14 protein-coding genes are annotated in these 17,710 nt (G+C 47.4%); 7 read left to right on the top strand and 7 right to left on the bottom strand.

Going from position 1 to position 17,710, the window contains the following annotated elements:
• Positions 1 to 87: 87 nt before the first annotated feature.
• The 3 genes from plsB to L5M18_RS07010 all read left to right on the top strand — a co-directional run bounded on the left by plsB (position 88) and on the right by L5M18_RS07010 (position 4,689).
• On the top strand, positions 88 to 2,511 hold the full coding sequence (gene plsB, locus L5M18_RS07020; RefSeq protein ID WP_263168569.1) for a glycerol-3-phosphate 1-O-acyltransferase PlsB: 2,424 nt from the start codon (positions 88 to 90) through the stop codon (positions 2,509 to 2,511).
• Positions 2,511 to 3,767: a tryptophan permease gene (gene mtr, locus L5M18_RS07015; protein WP_263168567.1), complete on the top strand. Its 1,257-nt coding sequence runs from the start codon at positions 2,511 to 2,513 to the stop codon at positions 3,765 to 3,767. The genes plsB and mtr overlap by 1 nt, the downstream gene beginning before the upstream one ends.
• A 148-nt stretch (positions 3,768 to 3,915) precedes the next feature.
• The gene (locus L5M18_RS07010; protein WP_263168563.1) at positions 3,916 to 4,689 is read left to right on the top strand and encodes a VOC family protein; all 774 of its coding nucleotides are present in this window, start codon (positions 3,916 to 3,918) and stop codon (positions 4,687 to 4,689) included.
• A 76-nt stretch (positions 4,690 to 4,765) separates the two neighbouring features.
• Here L5M18_RS07010 and L5M18_RS07005 read toward each other — a convergent pair whose 3' ends face one another.
• The 5 genes from L5M18_RS07005 to L5M18_RS06985 form a co-directional block, all read right to left on the bottom strand.
• Positions 4,766 to 5,932, bottom strand: coding sequence for a ribonuclease T2 (locus L5M18_RS07005; RefSeq protein WP_263147440.1), 1,167 nt, complete (start codon positions 5,930 to 5,932; stop codon positions 4,766 to 4,768).
• 218 nt (positions 5,933 to 6,150) lie between these two features.
• Positions 6,151 to 9,291: an efflux RND transporter permease subunit gene (locus L5M18_RS07000; protein WP_263147443.1), complete on the bottom strand. Its 3,141-nt coding sequence runs from the start codon at positions 9,289 to 9,291 to the stop codon at positions 6,151 to 6,153.
• Between the two features lie 9 nt (positions 9,292 to 9,300).
• Positions 9,301 to 10,842 carry an efflux RND transporter periplasmic adaptor subunit gene (locus L5M18_RS06995; protein WP_263168561.1) on the bottom strand — a complete coding sequence of 514 codons (1,542 nt, stop codon included), beginning with the start codon at positions 10,840 to 10,842 and terminating at the stop codon, positions 9,301 to 9,303.
• Positions 10,843 to 10,863: 21 nt separating this feature from the next.
• Positions 10,864 to 11,124: a heavy metal-binding domain-containing protein gene (locus L5M18_RS06990; RefSeq protein WP_198572393.1), complete on the bottom strand. Its 261-nt coding sequence runs from the start codon at positions 11,122 to 11,124 to the stop codon at positions 10,864 to 10,866.
• A 278-nt stretch (positions 11,125 to 11,402) separates the two neighbouring features.
• A complete protein-coding gene (locus tag L5M18_RS06985) occupies positions 11,403 to 11,840 on the bottom strand; it encodes a hypothetical protein (RefSeq protein WP_168827238.1) in 438 nt (145 codons plus the stop codon).
• 593 nt (positions 11,841 to 12,433) lie between these two features.
• On the opposite strand from L5M18_RS06985, the gene L5M18_RS06980 reads away from it, so the two are divergent.
• Complete coding sequence (locus L5M18_RS06980) at positions 12,434 to 12,997, top strand: NapC/NirT family cytochrome c (RefSeq protein WP_105250630.1); 564 nt, start codon at positions 12,434 to 12,436, stop codon at positions 12,995 to 12,997.
• 78 nt (positions 12,998 to 13,075) lie between these two features.
• Here L5M18_RS06980 and L5M18_RS06975 read toward each other — a convergent pair whose 3' ends face one another.
• Complete coding sequence (locus L5M18_RS06975; protein WP_173248200.1) at positions 13,076 to 13,360, bottom strand: DUF1145 domain-containing protein; 285 nt, start codon at positions 13,358 to 13,360, stop codon at positions 13,076 to 13,078.
• A complete protein-coding gene (gene rsmD / locus L5M18_RS06970; RefSeq protein WP_263196370.1) occupies positions 13,335 to 14,003 on the bottom strand; it encodes a 16S rRNA (guanine(966)-N(2))-methyltransferase RsmD in 669 nt (222 codons plus the stop codon). The genes L5M18_RS06975 and rsmD overlap by 26 nt, the downstream gene beginning before the upstream one ends.
• Positions 14,004 to 14,216: 213 nt before the next feature.
• Here rsmD and ftsY point away from each other — a divergent pair, with 213 nt between their 5' ends.
• From ftsY to ftsX, 3 genes are read left to right on the top strand one after another with little or no spacing between them, the layout of a single operon-like run.
• Positions 14,217 to 15,827 (top strand): signal recognition particle-docking protein FtsY, encoded by a 1,611-nt coding sequence (gene ftsY / locus L5M18_RS06965; protein ID WP_263196368.1) that lies wholly within the window; start codon positions 14,217 to 14,219, stop codon positions 15,825 to 15,827.
• A gap of 3 nt (positions 15,828 to 15,830) precedes the next feature.
• Entirely contained in the window at positions 15,831 to 16,547 is a 717-nt protein-coding gene (gene ftsE / locus L5M18_RS06960; RefSeq protein WP_212599516.1) for a cell division ATP-binding protein FtsE, read from the top strand.
• Entirely contained in the window at positions 16,544 to 17,509 is a 966-nt protein-coding gene (ftsX, locus tag L5M18_RS06955; protein ID WP_113940269.1) for a permease-like cell division protein FtsX, read from the top strand. Before ftsE ends, ftsX begins: the two co-directional genes overlap by 4 nt.
• Positions 17,510 to 17,710: the final 201 nt, after the last annotated feature.

The raw sequence follows: 17,710 nt of genomic DNA, 5'->3' as shown, positions 1-17,710 counted from the left end.
TTTAGCTATGTTGGAGAGAATTAGCGAATATTGCCCATAGTCTGGTATTCTATCGGGCTAGTAAACGCACTTAATTGCATAAGAATAATGCCTAAACACGACTCTCTTTGGTTGAAATCATTACGTTGGATCCAAAAACACTTAGTGCACACTATTGTGGTGCCTCAGGATCCCTTTGCCGATCTGAATCTGGATGCTTCCAGACCCCTTGTTTATGTGATGAAAACTGAATCCCTTAGTGACATAGCTGCTTTGAGCGAAATAACGGCTAAGTTAGGTTTACCAAGCCCTTATGAGCCTCTAGTGGCTAATGGTGTGACTGCGCCTCGGGTTGTCTGTCTTCAAGGACGTAAGCCACTGTTTGGCGAACGTGCTGGTAATGAGCCTTTCCTCGAATGCTTTATGCGTTTGTTAGCCGTGCATAAGGAACGTCCTGAATTGGATATTCAACTGGTGCCCGTGAGCTTGTATTGGGGTCGCACGCCAGGGAAAGAAGACGACACTATGAAGGCGGCCGTATTTGAGCGGGAAAACCCGACTTGGTTGCGCAAGTGCTTGATGATTCTGTTCTTAGGTCGACATAACTTCGTGCAGTTTTCGAATGCCGTATCCCTGCGTTACATGGCTGACGAACATGGCACCGACATGGGGATTGCCCATAAGTTAGCACGGGTTGCGCGCGTGCATTTCCGTCGTCAACGTAAGGTAATGACAGGGCCTGTGCTGCCAAACCGCCAAGCACTGTTTCATTCGTTACTCAAATCTGAGTCGCTGCGCAAAGCGATTCAAGAAGAAGCCGCCAGTAAAAAGATTTCTGAGACCCAAGCGCGCGAGACGGCTATTGAGTATCTCGATGAAATCGCTGCCGATTACTCAGACAGTTTAGTGCGTATTGCCGAGCGTTTTTTAACTTGGCTGTGGAACAAGCTTTACAGCGGGATCAACATTAAAGGCGCCGAGCAAGTTCGGCAGTTACACCACGATGGCCACGAGATTGTTTATGTGCCTTGCCATCGCAGCCACATGGATTACCTGCTGTTATCGTATATTTTGTATTATCAAGGCATGGTTCCGCCGCACATTGCTGCCGGCATTAACCTCAATTTCTGGCCCGCGGGACCTATGTTCCGTCGCGGTGGTGCCTTCTTTATCCGCCGTAGTTTTAATGGCAATAAGCTGTACACCGCAGTATTTCGTGAGTATTTAGATCAGCTGTTTGCTAAAGGTTATTCGGTGGAATACTTCTCCGAAGGTGGCCGTTCACGTACTGGCCGTCTGTTGGCGCCGAAAACTGGCATGATCGCCATGACGATGAACAGTGTGCTGCGCGGTATCGAGCGTCCAGTCACGCTAGTGCCTGTGTATTTAGGCTATGACCATGTGATGGAAGTGGCGACGTATCATAAAGAGTTAAGTGGTAAGAAAAAGAAAAAAGAATCTGTGTGGCAGGTGTTTGGTGCGATTCGCAAACTTGGTAATTTCGGCCAAGGTTATGTGAACTTTGGCGAGCCGATTACTCTGCAAAACTTCTTAAATGAGCGCGCGCCAAACTGGCGTACTGAGTTGGCCGATGATCCTGAGCAAAAACCAAGCTGGTTAACGCCAGCGGTAAACGTGCTGGCGAATCGAGTGATGACGAATATTAACGATGCGGCGGCGGCGAGTTCGGTGACCTTGACGAGTTTAGTGTTGTTGGCCACAGATCAAAATGCCTTAGAGCGCAGTCTGCTGGAACGTCAGCTTGATCTGTATCTGACTCTACTCAAAAAAGTGCCTTACACTACTTATACTTCGGTTGCCGAAGGTGATGGTAAGCATTTAGTGCAGCAAGGTTTAGAGCTGAACAAGTTTGTTGTTTGCGCCGATCCTTTAGGTGAAATTGTGTCTATCGAGACGAGTCAGGCAGTGTCTATGACTTACTATCGTAACAATATCATCCACTTATTTATTGTACCGTCATTAATTGCGAGTTGTTTAACGCATAATGAGCAGATCCCGCGTCAGCAAGTTGTGTCAATCGTTGCCGATTTTTATCCACTGCTGAAAGCCGAACTCTTCATGGGCATTAAGGATGTACCTGCCTATGTCAATCAAGTGCTGGATTTCTTCATTGAACAAGGGTTAGTGGTTGAGACTGATACCTTAACTGTCGTGCCTGAACACACTAGCCAACTATTATTGTTAGCCAGTTCAGTGAGCGAAACTCTGCAACGCTATGCCATTATCTTCAATCTGTTAGCGAACAGACCTAAGATGGAGCGCTCAGAACTTGAGTCTGAGAGTCATCTACTTGCCCAGCGTTTAGGCGCTTTGCATGGCATTACTGCGCCAGAGTTCTACGATAAGAAACTTTACGGCACCTTGAGCGTTAAGCTCAAAGAATTGGGATATCTAGCGGATAACCAAGATAAGTCCAATATCAATCGCATACGAGATCAAGCCAATAGCTTATTACGTCCGTCAGTGAAACAAACGATAGTGGCGAGTGTCACCGCGGAGCATACAGTTTAATGGCAAATCATATGAATGCGGCTAAGCATAAGCCCGCAGGTAAGTCCTTGCTCGGCGGCGCCATGATTATTGCTGGCACGACCGTAGGTGCTGGGATGTTTTCTCTGCCCGTGGTCGGTGCAGGTATGTGGTTTGGCTATTCGATTTTAATGTTATTGGGCATTTGGTTTTGCATGTTGATGTCGGGCTTATTGCTACTCGAAACCAATTTGCATTTCGAACCGGGTGCTAGCTTCGATACTTTAAGCAAGCAAACCTTAGGGCAGTTTTGGCGGATAGTGAACGGCGTTTCCATCGCGTTCGTGCTGTATATTTTGACCTATGCCTATATCAGCGGCGGTGGCTCGATTGTGAATCACAGCTTGCAGGGCATGGGAATTGAGTTACCGCAAAGTGTGGCAGGGCTAGTGTTTGCCATAGTATTGGCGAGCATAGTGTTGATCAGCACTAAGGCCGTGGATCGCATTACCACGATTATGCTCGGCGGTATGATCATTACCTTCTTCCTCGCGATCGGCAATTTATTGATCGAAATTGATGTGACTAAGTTGCTCGAACCCGATGGTAATAACAGCTTTTCACCTTATCTGTGGGCGGCGCTGCCCTTTGGTCTCGCCAGTTTTGGTTACCATGGTAACGTTCCCAGCTTAGTGAAGTATTACGGCAAAGATTCCTCCACCATTATCAAGGCGATTTTCGTCGGCACCTTTATCGCACTGGTGATTTATGCCTGTTGGTTAGCGGCAACTATGGGCAATATTCCCCGCAGCCAGTTTATCGACATTATTGCCCAAGGCGGCAATATGGGTGTGTTGGTGGGCGCTTTGTCTGAGGTGATGGCGAGTAGCTGGTTAAACAGTATGTTGACCTTGTTTGCCAACTTGGCTGTGGCTTCATCTTTCTTAGGGGTGACCTTAGGTTTGTTCGATTATCTCGCCGATTTGTTTGGTTTTGATGATTCACGCTCTGGCCGAATGAAAACCGCGTTAGTGACCTTTGTGCCGCCAACGATTTTAGGATTACTGTTTCCCGATGGCTTCTTGGTGGCGATTGGCTTTGCGGCATTAGCGGCAACTGTATGGGCGGTAATTGTCCCGGCGCTGATGGCCTATAAATCGCGGCAGTTGTTCCCCGATAGCACAGGTTTTAGAGTGATAGGCGGTACACCGCTGATTATTCTTGTGGTGTTATTTGGCATAGTCACGGGTGCATGTCATCTGCTCGCGATGGCAAATTTACTGCCGCAATATTCCTAATTTGTTGTGATGATTTAAGCCCTCCATGTGAGGGCTTTTTTGTCTTTAGCGGTTGAGTTTTGTCTTACAGATCTTTTTAACCTGAATACTGGACAGAAATACAAACTCAGGCTTAACTCGAATGATTGTTAAAACAAAGGAGCCGATAATGAAAATGACTCAGTACGCACAAGGACATGCATGTTGGGTTGAACTTGCAAGCCATGATTGGCAGGGAACAACAGCATTTTACCAAGCGTTATTTGGTTGGAACTCGGTTGAAATGCCGATCCCTGAAGGTCACTTTTCGCTATTTAATTTAGCGGGAGATGACTTAGGCGCCATGTATCAAATCCCTGAGTCAGAAGCACATATCCCCAGCCACTGGCGTATCTACTTTGCCGTCGATGATATCGATGCCAGCATTGCAGAGATTCAAGCGGCGGGCGGCCAAGTGCACATGGGGCCGCATATTGTGGGTGATGCGGGCGTGATGGCGCAGGTGAGCGATCCTGAAGGCGCACGCTTTGCTTTATGGCAAGCGAAGAACCACATAGGTGCTCGCCGTCAGGGTGAACTCAATACCCTTTGCTGGGTTGAGCTGGCTTGCAAAGAGCCGCGTACTGAAGAAGCCTTTTACTGCAAAATCTTCCCTTGGACCAACATGCCGAGTGACATGCCTGACATTGAATACTCAGAATGGCAGCTTAATGGTCAATCCATCGGCGGCATGATGACGATAATGCCCGAATGGGGCGATATTTCTCCCCATTGGCTGCTTTATTTTGCAGTAGCCGATTGCGATGCATTTGCAGAAAAAGCCCAAGCGTTAGGCGCGCAAGTGTGCATTCCGCCTAGTGATATCCCTGATGTGGGACGATTTTCTGTCATTGCTGACGCCCAAGGCGCTACCTTTGCGGTGATCAAGCTTAATCAGATGTGACTGGCATATTAAGTGCTGTCATTAAGGTTAAAAACGGCGACGCTAAATCGCCGTTTTTATTTGTCTAACTATTTGTTTAATTAGCGTTATCAATCATGATTGTTTCAGGGCAGGAGCCTTTTGAGGCCTTATTGGCTTTGGCGAGTAGGCTAGGTAAGGAGTCAGAAGTTTTAATGACTTCGGGCAAGTTAATGCGGATTTCACTCAGTAATCCCTTGCCACATTCAAGACTCATTTTAGTGTGAGCGCCTTGACCGAAGCTGCTATCAAAACTTTGGTTTAACTCACTTTTACTGACACTCTTACCTATGTTGTCATGAATAAATTTTTGTACCCATGCCGAGGCATTGACCGCTTGGGTCAGCTGGGTTGCCAATAAAAAGTACTCGTTAGGGTCTTGGCTACGGCAAGTGCCGTGTTTCCACCATTCGTGGCGTTCTAAACAGGTGCCATATTGGGCGCTTGGCATGACTTCTTCTAAATTTTTGCGCACCGATGGATTCAGTTCAAACTCTGGATAAGTACAGAAATCATTCGGTTGCAGTTTGACTGTGCTGCAATAGCCATATCGCGTGCCGCATTGTTGTTTATTCGGCCACAGTCCGTGCAGGCTGAAGTGTTGCCATTGGCTCGATTCTGGCGTTTGGCTGAGGGCGCGACATTCGGCTTTACGGCGGCCATAGAGTTCACAAAAGGTGCTTTGCCAGCTTAATGCCAGCACGTTGGCGTCAAATTCACCGCCGATTCGGCATTGATTTCCTTGGCGTTTCTCTGGGGTACCATGCTCTTTAAGGCTATCTCGGCTTTTTGCTTTGATGTCCGATGCCGTGGTGGTTTGCGCCGGTTCCGCCGCCGTTGCAGGTGTTGATAAATTACTGTCAGCAACATTAGATAGATATTGACCACAATCGCCGCTGATCCAACGCATGGGAGACTTCACCGCATTGGTGCGCACTCTTAGCCAATCAGGTTTAGCACTATTGCCGAGGATTTCAAGTACAGGGTAGCGCTCACCAATATTGCTCTGCCATTGGTCTGGATTCGTCTGCTTATTTTTCGATTGAAATAGCTCACAGCGTTTGTCGGCAACGAATTCACCGGTTGCGGGTGCGGCAAAGGCGGGTGCTGTAATGATGAGCGCAGCGCATAAACCGAATGCGGCAAGTAATGCGCGTGATGGGGTTTTAAGGGAAAGTGCTTGCGGCCATATCCGGCTGATGGTTAAACAAAATGACTTGGTCATGTGATGGAATCCTTCCTGCGGCAGTGAATTGAGTCAATTCTGTGTGGCACTGAGTCAATGGTACACATAAGCGCTATAAACTTAGAGGCTTATTTTACCCAGAGTGGTATATGGCACTGTTGTAAAATTAGATTTTTAATCTGATTGAATGAGAAAATCCCCTCAAACTTTAATGGTTTGAGGGGATTTTTATCGGTGTTCTAGCGCCGTACACTCAATTACGCCGCGTCTTTCTTTAATTTACGCGAGTAAATCAGTAGATAAAGTGCGGGTAGTACAAACAGTGACAGTAATGGGGCCGTAACCATGCCGCCGACCATAGGTGCGGCAATTTTCTGCATCACATCGTTACCCGATCCTGCACCCCACATAATGGGGAGTAGACCGAAGAAGATGGTCGCTACTGTCATGGCTTTGGGGCGGATCCGCATAACGGCACCTTCCATTAACGCTTCTTTTAAGTCGCTGACGCTGTGGTAATTATCTTTCTCTTGTCTGTGCTTGATGGCGTTATTGAGATACACCAGCATTACTACCCCAAACTCGGCGGCTACACCCGCTAAGGCAATCATACCGACGGCGACTGCCACTGAGATGTTGTAATCCAGTAGGTATAACAGCCAAGTGCTGCCGACCAACGCGAAGGGGAGGCTGAGCATGATAATACTGGCCTGAATGGTGGAGCCAAAGGTCATCATCAGCAGGATGAAGATGACGGCTAATGCCATAGGGATCACTTGCTTAAGTTTTGCATCTACCCGCTGCATATATTCGTACTGCCCTGCAAAAGTGTAGCTGTAGCGCGGGGGCACCTTGAGTTCGGCATTTAAAGCTTTCTTGGCGGTCGTAATATATTCGCCGATAGACGTGCCTTCAATATCGATAAACACCCAAGAGATTAAGCGACCGTTTTCACTGGTGAGCATAGGTGCGCCATCGGTGATTTCTATATCCGCTAAATTTCGCAGTGGTAGATAATTTCCCGATTTAGTGATCACAGGGAGTTCGCGCAGCTTTTCGATATTATCGCGTAGCTCACGGGGATAACGTAGGTTGATGGGATAGCGCTCAGCCCCTTGTACCGACTCGCCAATATCCATACCGCCAATGGCGTAACGCACGACATCTTGAATATCTTGCAGTGACATACCGTAACGTGCGGCCACATCGAGTTTGGGGGTGATATCGATATAACGCCCGCCACCACTGCGTTCAGCATAGGCTGACTTAGTGTGTGGCACTCTACTGAGGATGGCCTCTATTTCTGCCCCTAGATTTTGCAGCTCGTTGACATCGGCGCCGGTGATCTTAATACCGACGGGGGTTTTTATCCCCGTCGAGAGCATGTCAATACGGGTTTTGATGGGTTGTACCCAAGCATTGGTGAGTCCTGGTACTTTGACGGTTTGCTGTAGTTGGGCAATGATGCCATCTAAGGTCATGCCTTCACGCCATTCCTCATGGGGTTTGAGCATGATAGTAGTTTCAAGCATGGTCAGCGGCGCGGGATCGGTCGCGGTTTCGGCGCGGCCTACCTTGCCAAACACGCGGGCCACTTCGGGCACGGTTTTAATCAAGCGGTCGGTTTGCTGCAAGACTTCGGCGGCCTTACTGGCACTGATACCGGGCAATGCCGTTGGCATGTAGAGCAAATCGCCTTCTTCAAGGGCGGGCATAAACTCACTACCCATGCGGGTCATGGGATACCAAGCACTGGCCAGCGCGACTAACGCTAACATCAGGGTGACTTTAGGAAATTTAAGCACCAGTTTGAGCGAAGGTTGGTAAAGCGCGATCAAGAAGCGACTGAGAGGATTGCTGCGTTCGCTGGGAATTTTGCCGCGAATAAAGTAACCCATCAAAATCGGCACTAAGGTGATCGATAAAAAGGCCGCCGCTGCCATGGCGAAAGTTTTAGTGTAGGCCAGTGGCGCGAATAATCGACCTTCCTGCGCTTCGAGTGCGAACACAGGCACAAAGCTTAAGGTGATAATAATCAATGAGAAAAATAACGCAGGGCCGACTTCAATCGACGCTTCGGTGACGATGCGCCAATGCTCCTTAGTATCGGGCTCGCGATCATGTTTGGCTTTGAAATGTTCTAAATGCTTGTGCAGGTTTTCGATCATCACAATCGCGCCATCCACCACGGCGCCGATAGCAATGGCGATGCCGCCAAGGCTCATGATATTGGCGTTCACACCCATCTTATTCATCACGATAAAAGCGATAAGGATGGATAGCGGCAGGGTTATCACGGCCACGAGTGTGGAGCGCGCATGCAGCAAAAACAGTAAGCAGACTAAGCCAACCACCAACATTTCTTCGACGACCTTGCTAAACAAGTTGTCGACGGACTTAAGAATCAAGTGGGATCTGTCATAGGTTGGGATAATCTCAACCCCATCGGGCAGGCCCGCTTTGAGTTCTTCGAGTTTAGCTTTCACCGCATCTATCGTCGCTAAGGCGTTTTCGCCGTAACGCATCACCACAATTCCGCCAACGACTTCACCTTCACCGTCGAGTTCGGCTATACCGCGGCGTGAGGCTGGGCCTTTGCGCACAGTGGCGACATCTTTGAGTAATAAACCTGTACCAGAAGGGCTGGTGATACCAAGGGGAATTTCACGAAAATCCTCTAGCGTCTGGCGATAGCCTTTGGCGCGCACCATGTATTCGGCTTCGGCCATTTCGATCACTGAGCCGCCAGCTTCGCTATTAGCTTTATCGATCGCTTGTTTAATGCTGGCGATATCGAGCTTATAGATCGCCATTTTATCGGGCTCAAGCACTATCTGATAGGTTTGCTCCATGCCGCCGACGGTGGCAACTTCAGACACGCCTGCCACGCTTTGCAGCTCTAGCTTGAGATACCAATCCTGCAGACTTTTGAGTTGCGATAAATCTAAATTGCCAGAGCGATCGACCAGCGCATATTCATACACCCAACCGACACCGGATGCATCGGGACCGAGTGAAGGTTGTACGCCCTGGGGTAAACGGCTGCTAATTTGACTCAGGTACTCGAGCACCCGCGAGCGTGCCCAGTAGATGTCGGTGCCATCTTCAAAAATCACATACACATAGGAGTCGCCGAACATGGAATAACCACGTACGGTTTTGGCGCCTGGTACGGCTAACATGGCGGTCGACAAGGGATAAGTCACTTGTTCTTCAACCAATTTAGGCGCTTGGCCCGGGTAAGGGGTTTTAATGATCACTTGTACGTCGGATAAATCCGGCAGCGCATCAAGCGGCGTTTTGCGCAGCTCCTGCACGCCCCAAACTGTGATCATGATGGCGATAATCAACACCATCAATCGCTGCCTGATTGACGCCTCGATAATATATTTCAACATAACGCGCTCCTAGTGCTGATGACCGCTGCTTAAACGCATTAAGCTGCCCTTGAGACTGGCTTCGGAGTCGAGTAAGAATTGCCCCGAAATCACCACACGTTCACCTTCATTCAGGCCTGAAATAATCTCGGCTTTACCTTGGCTCATCATGCCGACTGTGACGGCCTTGGCGGTAAAGCTGTCATCGGTTTGTTTGACGATCACGCGGTTTTCTTTACCCGTCTGAATTAAAGCTTCCTGCGGGATCACGAGCACATCTTTATTCGGGCCACCGAATAGCGAGACTTTCGCGAGGGTTTTAGGTCTTAAATCTACGTCGGCATTGTTGAGAACCACTCGTACTCGCAGGCTGCGAGTGACTGGGTCAAGCTCAGGGTAGATATAATCGATCGTGCCTTCGATGCCACTGATATTCATGGCGGGAACGGCAATTTCGGCCTTTTGACCTTTAGCAATCCAGCTTTGCTCATTCTCGAATACGTCGGCAATCACCCATACCTTAGAGAGATCCACTAGGGACATGACTTCGGTCGAAGGCTGAATGTACATGCCATCACGAACGTCGAGGGCTTTAACTATGCCATCCTCTTTGGCGTAGAAAGGTACGCGATACTGGGTTTGATGTGACTCGGCTAATTGTTTGATTTGTCTGTCGTTAAAACCGAGGAAAGATAAGCGTAAACCCGCATTGCGCACCAAATCTTTGTAGCGGCCTTGGCCGTTTGCTTTGGCGGTGTCCATGGCGAGCAGGTAGTCATCTTGGGCGTTAATTAAATCGGGAGAGTAGATCTCGTAGATCAGTTGGTCTTTCTTGACGGTATCCCCCACGGATTTGACCATGAGCTTTTCAATCCAGCCAGTGACGCGGGCATGGATATGGGTGATCTGGCTTTCGTCGTAATCGATTTGACCGACGGTTTCGACAAATTTCCACAGTGTGTCGCGTTCAACCTTGGCGACTTTGAGTGCCAGCGCTTGCTGCATACTGCCGGAAACATTGATATTGATTTCTTGGGTATTGCCGCCCGTTTCGACTTTTTCTAAGTTCATGCCGCAGATAGGGCAAGTGCCGGGCACATCGCTGATGATGTGAGCATGCATAGGGCAAACGTACTTGATTGTTGTCACGTGGTTTTGGGCTTTAACTAAGCTGTCGGCCTTAGGTGTTGGGGTATCGAATACCTGGCTCGAAGCTTTCGCTGCCAAGATTTGTCCATGCTCAGAGGCTTGGTGATCTGCGACTTGATGCTGTGCATGCTCGGCCGCAGAGTTTGCGGTATCTTGTTTCTCAACTAAAAACATATTGCACTTAGGGCAGCGACCAGGCTCATGGCTGAGCACTTCGGGATGCATAGGGCAAGTGTAGGTTTTTACTTGATTTAACGAATTATTTTTAGGCGCTGTTGCAGAATTTACTGCAGCTTCGGTCGCCACGGGCTCTTGTGTGCTCGCCAGTTGGGCATGGCTCAACCAAGGCGTACCTAAGAGTAAGCTACTCAAGATCAGTACGGCTTTAGGGGTCTGCTTTTTTACGGTTTTAAATGAATTCATATGCCTCATCTCCAGCCTAGCTTAGTGGTGTTTGTGGGCGTTTTTTGCCGCACCTTCAGCCGGTTTTGCTTCTATTGCCTTTGGCTCTAAGTTCATACCACATTGAGGGCAAGTATCCTCTTTGCTGCCAGTCACTTCAGGGTGCATAGGGCAAACATGGGTATGTGCTTGTTCCTGTGGATTGGCATTGTCGTGTTGATGTGCGTGCGGCGCGGCCGTCGCAAACACGCTTGTGCTGGTCAGCAAGAATGTGATTAAGGCGAGATTAGTTAGTGTTTTCATATTATTCACTCCATCGGATTAACGGCCGAATACGAGCGCATAAACGTCAGTGAGCACAGTGGATCAAAGCGGTTCGCTTCGATAGACGAATTGATGCCACAATTTGGCATTCGGCTCAGTAATCAACGTTTTGCTAGACTCGGGTGCACGATTTAATGATAAGGCACCACAATAAACGGCTAAATAGGGCGTTAGCTTAGGGCTAACAGCATTGTCGTTTTAGCTTGGTCGTTTGGCTTTTTTTAAGGGTTTATTTGCCCAATAAGCACAAAGTAGAGCTAGGCTATCGGTGGTTTAAAGGCCGAAGACAAAGAGATAGAGTGGAAATGAGGCATAGGAGTGGCCATTGCAGTATCGCTCATGCTCACACTTGGCCAGAGGTGTGGGCTGAATAGAGTGCCAGCGACTGAAATCGTCAAACAATGACCACAATCATTTGAACATGATGTGGTGCCATCACAGCAATGCTGTTTCGCGCCGGGAAGCATTTTATCGTTGCAGCAATCCGCGTTGGCCATTGAATGTGAGTCAGAACTGTTCTCTGTGTCCATCTGCATCATTGTAGCGTGGTGCATTTGGGAGGAAACCTCATGATTCATCGCACTCATATCCATAGTGTGTGGCACCATGGCGTGACCATTAGACACGACACTTTGCCCGACGAGTGCGAGTAGAGTGAATATGACTAAAAAATAACGACCGAGTGTGTGATGCATAAGTCTTCCAAATGATGAACGGCTCGATTCTAGCATAGCAATGTTTAGCTGTAATGATTTAACTCACACTTCAGTTAACGCCTCAATTCAAATATCTAATTAATCTAAATTAGCAAATAGAATTTCTGACTCGAAGTTTTGTCTTCAACGGGCTTATCATGAATATGACTGCGTATTCTAAGAGACTCAAATTGATCGTAGAAAGTTTCATTTCGAACAGTATTATTCGGCTTACCTGCGTTTTACCATTTATTTCTGCTTCACTCTCAAGGTGCAATAAACATTGGCGCGATCACATTTCTGTTTTCTAGAAAATAAATTTCTAGTTCTAGATTATCAAGGGGGAGCCTAACTATAAAAAAAATCGGTAACTTGCGATTATCGGGTGATTGCATTAGCTTTAGTTAAAGTGCATCACAGTTCAGCTAGCGGTTTTTACCAAATGACGTCCAAATAGTTAGAGCTAAGTCTCATTTTGCGCTTTTAAGGTTAATTTAATCAGCAAATTTCGGCTTAAAATCAAATTTCTAATAAATGAAAGAGCATAAACTAGTCTTATAAAAACTAATTTTGACAATTTTGGAGATAGAGTGATGAACTGGCGTGCACTATTTAAACCTAGCGCGAAATATTCAATCCTGGCGCTACTGGTCGTCGGTATTGTAGTGGGTGTTGTGGGATACTTTACCACTCAACAAACATTACACGCGACCAGTACAGATGAGTTCTGTATGTCTTGCCATAGCAATCATTCGCTGAAGGATGAAGTGTTGGCTTCTGCCCATGGCGGCGGCAAAGCAGGGATTACGGTTCAGTGTCAAGACTGTCACTTACCCCATGGTCCAGTCGATTATTTGATCAAAAAAATCATCGTATCTAAAGATTTATATGGTTTCATGACAATTGATGGCTTTAACACTCAAGCTTGGTTAGATGAAAATCGTAAAGAACAAGCGGATAAAGCGCTGAACTATTTCCGTGCGAACGATTCTGCTAACTGTCAGCATTGCCACACTCGTATTTACGAGAATCAGCCAGAAACTATGAGTAAAATGGCTGTAAGAATGCACTCAAATAACTTCAAGAAAGAACCTGACGCGAGAAAGACCTGTGTTGACTGCCATAAAGGCGTAGCACACCCATATCCAAAAGGATAAGGTTTAGCGATTAAGTTTCTTAATTAATAGCCATTAAAAAGCCCTCAATAGAGGGCTTTTTGCTGTCTGTGTGCTCGGTTAATTCGCTTGAGTCATCACTCGTTGCCGATAAGCTAACAGGCTGAAAATTCCGAAGATAAACACTTGTAGATAATCTTGTTGCGTTAATGGTAGCAAGGTCTTAAACAGCATGTGGAAAATCGCGACTTGGAAGCAATGCATCATGCAGGTAATGGCAAACAGGATATTTAAAGTAATCGCCACATTGCCTTCAAAGGGGATGACTAAGTTGTAGGCCATCATCAACCATGCAATCAGAGTGATGGCTTTACCTAAGTTAATTAATAAGGGCATGGTTTTCATCTTCGATGGGCTCAACAGTGGTTTCTGAGTGATATTGATATAAACGGTAGCTCACTTGCCCTGCATTCTTTTCTTTTAAGGCGTGCCAGCGAGAAGGGATAGCAAGTTGCGGCAATTCAGACTCGATTTCGACATAAATCAGCGCACCATCATTGAGCCAGCCTTGAGTATCTAGCAGTTGAATCGTCTTTTCTGCCAATCCCTTACGAAAGGGTGGATCGATAAACACCACATCGAAACCTTGCTCGCAGCCCCTTTGCAGTACCACTAACGTATCAGCATTGAGCACTTCGGCCTTATCGCATTTAAGGGTTTGCAGATTTTCTTTTAATTGCATGGCTGCGCCGCGTTGCAACTCGATAATTTTGGCGAAACTGGCATAGCGGGACAAGGCTTCGAGAGCTAAAGCGCCACTACCGCCAAAACAGTCGAGTACACGTGCATTGACTAAATCATTAGCCAGCCAGTTAAAGAGTGTTTCGCGAACCCTGTCTGTCGTTGGGCGTAAACCTTCGAGATCTTGGATAGGTAGACGACGCGAGCGCCATTGGCCTGCGATGATCCGCACTTGTCCACTGCCGGGTTTATTTTTGGCTGTTTGACCCTTGGTCACATTATTTTTGACCGTTCGATGATTAACCAAAGTGCCCCCGTGATTTTGCCTGAAGAAAGAAAGTGGTAGACTGTGCCACCTTAATAAAGGCCGTTATTTTATATCAAAGTCTCACTAAAAGGTGAGAAGGCTAACTGAGCTTAGCTAATTGCCGACTTTTTGGGCGTAATTGCCGAGGCAATCTGGTATAACATCAGGGTCTTATTCAAAATTCAATACTGAAGTAGAGCGCTGGAATCACACATGGCAAAGAAAGGTTTTTTCTCTTGGTTTCGTAAAGATAAGTCACAAGATGAGGTCGTCGCTGAAACGCCAGTTGTTACTCCAACACAAGATACTGATGCAGCACAGCGTGTCGCGCAGGAACAAGTAGAGACACAAGGGGTCATCGAGGCCGAAGCTCATGTTGAAAAACAGGCAGCAGAACAGTTAGCGGCCGAACAAACACAGGCAAAAGCCGAAGCCGAGCAATTCGCCCTTGAGCATGCCCGAATTGAATCGTTGCATTTTGCTAATCAGCAAGCTGAAGCGACACGTTTGGCTGCTGAACAACTTAGTGCACAAAAGCATGCTGCAGAGAAGTTAGCCGAAGCACAGTTAGAAGCAGAGCAACTCATTGCAGAACAATTGGCAGAACAGCAGTTAGCAGTTGAGCAAGCCGCCGCAGAGCAATTAGCTCAAGCAGAGGCGGCGCGTGTAGTTGCCGCTCAGCTAGAAGCAGAATTACTCGCAGCGGAACAAGCTGAACTTGCCCGCTTGGCCGCCGAACAGCATGCTGCTGAAGCCTTAGCGGCAGAACAACTTGCTGGCGAAGCACTAGCACGTGAGCAAGCAGAGGCTTTAGTCCAGCAACAAGCTGAAACTGAGCAAGCTGTTGTAGCAGTTGCTGAATTACAACCTGAGCCGCAGGCTCGACCCGTTAAGGAAGGGCTCTTTGCTCGACTGAAACGTGGCTTAATGCGCACCAGTGAGAATATCGGCAGTGGTTTTATCGGCCTTTTTCGCGGCAAGAAAATCGATGATGATCTGTTTGAAGAACTCGAAGAACAATTATTAATCGCCGACGTTGGTGTCGAAACCACTACGCGATTAATCAAGAATTTGACAGAGCATGCCTCACGTAAGCAGCTTAAAGATGCCGAAGCTTTATATGAATTACTGCGGGATGAGTTGCAAAAAACACTCGATCCTGTCGCTATCCCGTTAGTACCAGACAATGCTAATGGCCCATTTGTTATCTTAATGGTTGGCGTTAATGGCGTGGGTAAAACCACCACTATTGGCAAATTAGCTAAACAATATCAGAGCCAAGGTAAGTCAGTGATGTTAGCCGCGGGCGATACTTTCCGCGCTGCAGCGGTTGAGCAGCTACAGGTTTGGGGTCAACGTAATGATATTACCGTGATTGCCCAGCATACTGGTGCCGATAGTGCCTCTGTGTTGTTCGATGCTTTGCAAGCGGCCAAGGCGCGTAAAGTGGATGTATTGATTGCCGACACTGCTGGTCGTTTACAGAATAAAGCGCACTTGATGGAAGAATTGAAGAAAGTCGTTCGAGTGATGAAGAAACTCGACCCAGATACGCCACATGAGGTCATGCTGACACTAGATGCGAGCACAGGACAAAATGCTATTAGCCAAGCGCAATTATTCCAAGAAGCCGTAGGTGTAACGGGTATTACCATCAGTAAGTTAGACGGAACGGCTAAGGGCGGCGTGGTCTTTGCGATTGCCGACAAGTTTAATATTCCGATCCGTTACATAGGCGTGGGTGAGCAAATTGATGATTTGCGTACTTTTAATTCGAAAGAATTTATCGATGCCTTGTTCACTCAAGAAAAAGCGGATAGCTAATTTATGATTGATTTTCAGCAGGTCAGTAAGATTTATCCTGGCGGCCAAATGGCGCTGGAGGATGTGAATTTTCATCTACAGCAAGGTGAAATGGCATTTTTAACCGGCCACTCGGGGGCGGGTAAAAGTACGCTGTTGAAATTAATCACGGTAATCGAGCGGGCAACAACGGGGCGCGTCGCGATTAACGGTCACGATATCGCCAAAGTTAGCCCTAAACATGTGCCTTATTTGCGCCGCAATATCGGGATGATTTTCCAGAACCATCACCTATTGATGGACCGAAGTGTGTTCGACAATGTGGCTTTACCACTGGTGATTGAGGGATTCTCCCATGGCGAAATCCGTAAGCGTGTTGCGGGTGCCCTCGACATGGTGGGTTTATATGGCAAGGAGCGGCATAACCCGATTATGTTGTCCGGCGGTGAGCAGCAACGTGTTGGCATTGCCCGTGCGATTGTGAATAAACCGCCTTTACTGCTCGCCGATGAGCCTACGGGTAACTTAGATCCTAAATTATCTATGGATATTTTGCGTCTGTTTGAAACCTTTAATGATGCGGGAACCAGCGTATTAATCGCCACCCATGATTTAGGTCTTATCGCACGAATGAAATATCGCACTTTTACCCTCAAACAGGGCCGTATGTTAGGTGCACAAGAGTTGCATCCTAATGTGCACACTCGCAGTGCATCGACGAATAGAGGCGAAGGGCAATGAGCGATAGCGCAAAATTAACTCGCAGCAAGCTGCCTCTGTCTGGTCGGATTGTGATGTTTTTTATTCGCCATGCGCAGCAAGCAATGGCTAGCATGGGAGAGCTCTGGCGCAACCCAATATCCTCTGTGATGACCATGGCTGTCTTAGGTGTGAGCCTAAGTTTGCCTGCAGCATTGCAAGTGTTAGTTAAAAATGCCGAGACCATTACCAGTTCCTGGAACAGCGCGGCAGAGATCTCCTTGTTTATCGACGATAATCGTAGTGAACAAACGATTCAGAGCCTGCTGACGCGCATTCGGACATATCCCGAAGTGGATAAAGTGCAATACATAGATAAAAATCAAGCGCTAGAAGAATTCCAACGCTTATCTGGGTTTGGTGAGGCCTTGGCCTATTTAGATAAAAATCCTTTGCCCGCGGTCATTACCGTTACGCCTACGCCGCGTTACTCAACACCAGTGGGCGCCCGTGAACTCTTAACTAAACTAGAGCGCGAGCCTGAGATTAGCTTTGGCCGTTTAGATATCGAATGGTTAGAACGGTTACAGGCGGTAGTGCGTCTACTCGAACGTACTGTGATGGCGATTGCTGCATTACTTGTGCTGGCAGTGGTCTTAGTGATAGGTAATACGATTCGCTTAGCGATTATGAATCGGCGCAGCGAAATTGAAGTGATGAAGCTAGTCGGAGCAACTGAAGCCTTTATTCAGCGCCCATTTCTCTACACAGGGATTTGGTACGGAGTCATTGGTGGCATATTGGCTTGGCTTATCATCAACTTATTAGTGTGGTATCTCGATTCCGCCCTTGCCGAGCTTTTAGGCTTGTATGGCAGTCAGCTTGAAATGAAATCACTCACTTTTATTGAACTGCTGCAATTGGTTGGACTTGCCTCATTTTTAGGTTGGTTAGGTTCGTATTTGTCTGTACGTCAGCATTTACGGTCGATTGAACCTTCATAATAATCAGTCGATTAAACTAAAAAAAGTGACGAAAAAAATGCTGAGGAATGAACTTTTGTTCACTTGCAATGTCTACTTCAGCGAGGTAAAAAGGGTATCTACAAACGAGCTGAGGTTGACATACTCTGTCAATTAGCCGATAGTTCGTGAGCTTATTCTTAGGGTATTTTGTTGTTGAACCTAAGAATGCACTCGTTAAGT

It is taken from the genome of Shewanella sp. SM20 (genome assembly GCF_025654545.1).
Classification (GTDB): domain Bacteria; phylum Pseudomonadota; class Gammaproteobacteria; order Enterobacterales; family Shewanellaceae; genus Shewanella; species Shewanella oncorhynchi.
The sequence above is the reverse complement of the archived record's forward strand: the minus strand, read 5'-3'. Positions and strand labels throughout refer to the sequence as shown.

What these genes read in the sequence shown, in the direction of transcription:
- plsB (WP_263168569.1), top strand. Translation starts at nt 88, where the DNA reads ATGCCTAAACACGACTCTCTTTGGTTGAAATCATTACGTTGGATCCAA.
- mtr (WP_263168567.1), top strand. Translation starts at nt 2,511, where the DNA reads ATGGCAAATCATATGAATGCGGCTAAGCATAAGCCCGCAGGTAAGTCC.
- L5M18_RS07010 (WP_263168563.1), top strand. Translation starts at nt 3,916, where the DNA reads ATGAAAATGACTCAGTACGCACAAGGACATGCATGTTGGGTTGAACTT.
- L5M18_RS07005 (WP_263147440.1), bottom strand. Translation starts at nt 5,932, where the DNA reads ATGACCAAGTCATTTTGTTTAACCATCAGCCGGATATGGCCGCAAGCA.
- L5M18_RS07000 (WP_263147443.1), bottom strand. Translation starts at nt 9,291, where the DNA reads ATGTTGAAATATATTATCGAGGCGTCAATCAGGCAGCGATTGATGGTG.
- L5M18_RS06995 (WP_263168561.1), bottom strand. Translation starts at nt 10,842, where the DNA reads ATGAATTCATTTAAAACCGTAAAAAAGCAGACCCCTAAAGCCGTACTG.
- L5M18_RS06990 (WP_198572393.1), bottom strand. Translation starts at nt 11,124, where the DNA reads ATGAAAACACTAACTAATCTCGCCTTAATCACATTCTTGCTGACCAGC.
- L5M18_RS06985 (WP_168827238.1), bottom strand. Translation starts at nt 11,840, where the DNA reads ATGCATCACACACTCGGTCGTTATTTTTTAGTCATATTCACTCTACTC.
- L5M18_RS06980 (WP_105250630.1), top strand. Translation starts at nt 12,434, where the DNA reads ATGAACTGGCGTGCACTATTTAAACCTAGCGCGAAATATTCAATCCTG.
- L5M18_RS06975 (WP_173248200.1), bottom strand. Translation starts at nt 13,360, where the DNA reads ATGAAAACCATGCCCTTATTAATTAACTTAGGTAAAGCCATCACTCTG.
- ftsY (WP_263196368.1), top strand. Translation starts at nt 14,217, where the DNA reads ATGGCAAAGAAAGGTTTTTTCTCTTGGTTTCGTAAAGATAAGTCACAA.
- ftsE (WP_212599516.1), top strand. Translation starts at nt 15,831, where the DNA reads ATGATTGATTTTCAGCAGGTCAGTAAGATTTATCCTGGCGGCCAAATG.
- ftsX (WP_113940269.1), top strand. Translation starts at nt 16,544, where the DNA reads ATGAGCGATAGCGCAAAATTAACTCGCAGCAAGCTGCCTCTGTCTGGT.